Raw genomic sequence first — 5,443 nt, forward strand, 5'->3', positions numbered from 1 at the left:
GATAATCATGCGGGATGAGCGATAAACCGAGTGCATAGGCGAAACCATACGCCCTTCGAACTACCCACGAACCAAAACAGCGTCATCAGGGCTGCCTCCTGACAAATCCCCCCTAGCAAAAAGCTCCCTGCTTAAGCAAGCAGAGAGCCTTCCTCATTCTTCAATGAAATCAAACCCGGCGATGACTGATGGTTTCAACCCCAAGTCTGTGCAGCCATTCTTCGATTTTGTACGCACTTGACCCCGCATGTTGTCCATCAATTGCGATACCCTTTAGCACGGTCGCCTCTGGACAGAGCTTCACAATATCCTGTTCACTATGGCCTAAGCCGCTGCCGCCATGAGTACAAAATGGAATGATCCGCTTACCGGAAAAGTCTGTTTCTTCAAGGAATGTGAACATGGCCATCGGCATGGTTCCCATCCAGATAGGGTACCCGATGAACACCACATTATATTGATCCATATTCTCAGGAACAGATGCTAAAAGCGGACGCGCATGGCGGTCATATTCTCTAGTCGCTTCCTCCACACACTCCTCGTAATCATAAGAATAAGAAAAGGCCGGCCGCAGATGAAAGGTATCCGCCCCTGTCTCCTTCGCAATAGTATGAGCAACGGTTTCCGTATTCCCGCTTCGAGTGAAATAAACAATCAATGCTTTCATCATATGTCCATCTCCATTCTCAAATATGTGGTTACGAATTACTGTTCATCAGGCAAAGCCTCATTCAAGCAGCGAATCGCATTCAATGTCCGCGGATAACCGAGATAAGGAAGCAGCTGCACAATGACATCAAATAGCATTTCTTTATCATTGCCGACATTGGCATTTCCTTGAATATGTCCCTTCACCTGCGGCTCACATCCGCCGAGTGAAAGGATCATCGAGAAAGTAAGCAATTCCCTCATTGGCAAATCCAAGCCTTGGCGGGTGTAATAATCTCCAAAGCAATTATCCGATAAAAAGCGCTGAATAGGCAGCTGATTATCCGGGCAATTCCGGTACATCGTTTCAATCGCTTCATCCCCGAAGATTTCCTTCTGCAAGGCAAACCCTTTCTCATAGCGCGTCTCCCTCGTGACCTTTGCCTGCCGCTTCAATGGCAGTTCAATGCCGCGCTTGATTAAGATTTCATTCGTAGAGTCGATGAAATCCACTACTTTAGCAAATCCGCAATAAGGTACCGACTGATAGACAAGCTCCTTTACCTCAATCGGCTTTACGCCGACATTCAAGGCTGCCTCCAGCATGGTCTTGTATTCACTTAAGGTTTGCTGAGCAATCAAGGAAGCAAGGATAACCAGCATTCTTGTCTTTTCATCCAGCTTCCCATGCTCCATCACCTCATCAAAGGCAAAGTTCTCAAAGATCTCTAGCAGCTCAGGGTCGGTGACCTTCCAGGTTGATTGACGTTCCGGAAAGAGCTTTTCATGATTCTTATGCGCAGTTTCACTTATACTCATTGCTTCAGCCTCCAATGACAATCCATGTTTTCATTTCTTCCTGTATAGCAGCATCGATGTCCCAGCTTGTTCAGGACTCCAATACATGCTCAAAATTGAACAAAACTTTATGTCCATAAGTTCATAACTTAACATTCAATCCAACTCAACGAGATTATACTATTATGTAAATAATAAATTATCCCGAATGTTTCCCTTCAAATTCTTATACTTACCCTTTATCTATGCTTCAAAAACTGCCTCTCTCCACTTTTTTCTTTCCTATAAAAGCATCTATCATTTTACTGTACGGCGAATTCACCCATATGCTATACTTTTGCCAAAATAATAATTAAAGGGAGGTGGCCGCGTTGGGAACGTGTTTGTAATACCTCATGATTCATTCGGCCTTACCGGCCATCAAACCTTAGTTACAGCAAGGTTTTACGTACTTTGGCACCATACTGCCAAATATTTTCCAACTATTAAATAGATTCAGAATATAAACCTGGAGGTGAATCCCTCATTTGAGGGAAGTAATTGGATATAATTACGTTCACAAATTTGATACTTTTGATCATCTTACTCATTATGACCGCTTTTTTTGTCGGGGCTGAATTTGCCGTCGTCAAACTCCGCATGTCTAGGATCGACCAATTAATCGCTGAAGGAAATAAAAAAGCCCTTACAGCCAAGAAAGTGGCCAGCGACCTCGATTATTACCTGTCTGCCTGTCAGCTCGGCATCACCGTTACCGCCCTTGGGCTTGGTGCGCTTGGGAAGCCGGCTGTTGAAAGAATATTGTACCCATTATTTGATGTCTTAAATGTTTCAGAGGCTCTATCCTCTGCCCTCTCCTATGCAATTGCCTTTATACTCGTCACCTTCCTCCATGTTGTCATTGGGGAAATGGCGCCGAAGACATTGGCCATTCAATATGCTGAACGAATGAGCCTTCTTCTTTCCCCGCCTCTTTACTGGTTTGGGAAAATCATGAGCCCCTTCATATGGGCATTGAACGGAACATCTCGTCTTTTCCTGCGATTATTTGGGGTAAAGCCTGCCGGACATGATGAAGCCTATTCAGAGGAAGAGCTGAAGATTATCATGGCCCAGAGCTTCCAGGGCGGGGAAATTGATAAGACAGAACTCTCCTATATGGAGAATATCTTCTCCTTTGATGAACGTGTCGCAAAGGATATTATGGTTCCGCGTACAGAGATGGTTACACTTGATAAAGGCATGGACTATCCCACAATCATTTCTATTTTGGATGAGAATAATTACACCCGCTATCCTGTTGTTGAGGACGGGGATAAAGATAAAGTTGTTGGAATCCTGAACGTCAAGAAGATGCTCACTCAGATTGTTGCGAAACGGGATTCTAAGCCGGAGGATTTCGTCCGGGAATTACCATTCGTACTTGAGACAACACGGATTCAGGATGCTCTTTTGACGATGCAAAGGGAACAGGTTCATATGGTCCTTGTCATTGATGAATATGGCGGTACTTCAGGAATCCTTTCATTGGAGGATGTGCTCGAGGAAATCGTTGGAGAGATTCGGGATGAATTTGACGAAGAAGAGACAGCAGATATACAGGCCATTGGAGAGCATCGCTATCTCATGAACGGCCGCGTCCTATTAGACGAGATTGAAGATCGATTTGGACTGACATTTGAAGAAAGTGATGATGTGGATACAATCGCTGGCTGGATTCATCTTCAAAGCATCGAAGAAGTCCATGAAGGTGATGAAGTGAAACATGGGGAATACGTGTGGTCGGTTGAAAAAATGGACAACCACTCTATCAAACAAGTAACCCTGCGGAAGCTTTAATAGAATACGATCTTAATTCATTTGGAGGTGAATCCTTCTTAAACAGAAGGAACTAATTGGACGGATTAATTGCTTTAAACTTATTTTTGGTCGTTGTATTTATTGGATTGACGGCTTTCTTCGTCGGAGCAGAATTTGCTATTTTGAAGGTGCGGATGTCAAGAATTGAACAGCTGATTGCCGAGGGAAATAAAAAGGCGGTCTTGGCAAAGAAGGTGACCGGAAACCTAGATTACTATTTATCTGCCTGCCAGCTTGGGATTACGATTACAGCATTGGTACTCGGAGCATTAGGAGAACCGACCGTTGAGAAATTGCTCCACCCGGTCTTCGAGAGATTTGAGGTTGCAGATGCATTAGCAACTGTGCTTTCCTATGCGATTGCCCTGGCGATTGTCACATTCTTGCATGTTGTCTTTGGCGAATTGGCACCGAAGACACTCGCCATTCAATATTCTGAACGAGTCACCTTAATGCTCGTTGCTCCGCTTTATTGGTTTGGAAAAATCACCAATCCGATTATTCGGTTCTTAAACGGCTCATCACGTGTATTCCTCAGATGGTTTGGCGTGAAGCCTGCTGGTCATGAGACGGTCTATTCAGAGGAAGAGCTTCAGCTGATTGTCACCCAAAGCTATAAGGGCGGTGAGATCAACGAAACCGAGCTCTCGTACCTTCAGAATATCTTCTCATTCGAGGACCGTGTATTAAAGGATATCATGATACCAAAATCGGAAATGGTCTACCTGACGAAACAGATGACTGTGGATGATATCATCGCTGTCCTTGATCAACAGGAATATACCCGGTACCCAGTGATGGAGGCTGCAGGTTCAGACCATATCATTGGCTTCATTAATACGAAGGAAATGCTCACCAATATCGCAGCCGGACGCAATCAAGCTGTCACACATTTCATTCATGAGATTCCGTCATTTCCAGAAACTGCATCAATCAAGAGCGTGCTATTGGAGATGCAAAAGAACCGGATGCATATGATTATCGTGACTAACGAGACAGGACAGATTACCGGTCTCGTGACAATGGAGGATATATTAGAAAACATCGTTGGCGAGATTCGCGAAGAGTCTTCCAGCAGTGATTAATGAACAAACGGAAGGTTCGAAGTCTTTGTGGACTTCGAACCTTTTTATTATTTATCCTTCTTAACCGGTATCCAAATTTCACTATAATAATCATCCGAGGAAGGATCTCCATCGCACATATACACTTCCATCTCCGGCCCTCCTGCATGCTCATAGCCAGTAGACGGGAACCATTCAGAGAAAATCCGCTCCCATACCTTTGGCATGGCATCAGGCATAGCACCCTTTACCGGAAAGATAGCCCAAGCTGCTGCCGGAATCACCCGCTCCTCCCATCCCGCATGAATAGATGTATCCCGCTTCTCAGCAGCAATCATATAAGATAAATTCTCTTGCAGCTGATCGAAATCAAGGCAGATACCTAAAAGACCAAGCGGACCCGACTGCTTCGCAAGCTCTGCGGCCAATCCATTCCCATTCGCTTCAATCCAAAAGGCCGCAATATCCTGATGGTTCTGACCTCCTTCTGCCGTTGTCCGAATGCTCTTTCCTACAACCGTAAAAGCCGCTCTTTCCTCCATCCTGTATTCCATTTCCACATCACCCTTTATCTGAATTTGAAAGGAGAGTCTTGGATAAGCCTTTAAGAATCGGCTGTCTTTCCTGACCGCTGACGGCGTAATACCATGGATGCGCTGAAAGGCTTTTGTGAATGACTCTGGACTGTCATAGCCATACTTCATTGCCACATCAATGACCTTTGCCCTCGTATGAATAAGCTCCTGTGCAGCAACGGTTAGCCGCCGATTGCGGATATACTCGCTGACTGTATAGCCTGTCAGCATGCTGAACAGCCGCTGGAAGTGGAATTTCGACATACAAGCAGCAGCCGCAATCTCCTCTATCCGCAGCTCATCTGTCAGATGATTCTCGATATAATGAATGCCATCAATCATTCGTTGCAGGCCCTCCATATGAACTCCTCCTCTCATTGCTCAGTCTACCAACCTGGCAGCGGGTAATCCTGTTCATCTGTGCTCACTTCAGATAGATTCTATTTGTAAATATTCTTCACAGATGCTGACAATCCTTTTTGCCTATTGAAACATCCG

General features: G+C 44.9%; 5 protein-coding genes. 2 read left to right on the top strand and 3 right to left on the bottom strand.

Annotation, left to right across the window (positions count from 1 at the left end; genetic code table 11):
* Positions 1-169: 169 nt before the first annotated feature.
* Together ACI35L_RS06755 and ACI35L_RS06760 are read right to left on the bottom strand one after the other, a co-directional pair.
* Positions 170-670 carry a flavodoxin gene (locus tag ACI35L_RS06755; protein WP_197089890.1) on the bottom strand — a complete coding sequence of 167 codons (501 nt, stop codon included), beginning with the start codon at positions 668-670 and terminating at the stop codon, positions 170-172.
* A 35-nt stretch (positions 671-705) separates the two neighbouring features.
* A complete protein-coding gene (locus ACI35L_RS06760; protein ID WP_049669452.1) occupies positions 706-1,467 on the bottom strand; it encodes a carboxymuconolactone decarboxylase family protein in 762 nt (253 codons plus the stop codon).
* A 519-nt stretch (positions 1,468-1,986) separates the two neighbouring features.
* On the opposite strand from ACI35L_RS06760, the gene ACI35L_RS06765 reads away from it, so the two are divergent.
* Positions 1,987-3,285, top strand: coding sequence for a hemolysin family protein (locus ACI35L_RS06765; RefSeq protein WP_049669451.1), 1,299 nt, complete (start codon positions 1,987-1,989; stop codon positions 3,283-3,285).
* A 56-nt stretch (positions 3,286-3,341) separates the two neighbouring features.
* Positions 3,342-4,391 (top strand): hemolysin family protein, encoded by a 1,050-nt coding sequence (locus ACI35L_RS06770; protein WP_439802508.1) that lies wholly within the window; start codon positions 3,342-3,344, stop codon positions 4,389-4,391.
* 47 nt (positions 4,392-4,438) lie between these two features.
* Here the strand turns inward: ACI35L_RS06770 and ACI35L_RS06775 are convergent, their stop codons facing one another.
* Entirely contained in the window at positions 4,439-5,305 is an 867-nt protein-coding gene (locus ACI35L_RS06775; protein ID WP_439802509.1) for an AraC family transcriptional regulator, read from the bottom strand.
* Between the last annotated feature and the right edge of the window lie 138 nt (positions 5,306-5,443).

It is taken from the genome of Pradoshia sp. (assembly GCF_051873915.1).
Taxonomy (GTDB): Bacteria; Bacillota; Bacilli; order Bacillales; family Pradoshiaceae; genus Pradoshia.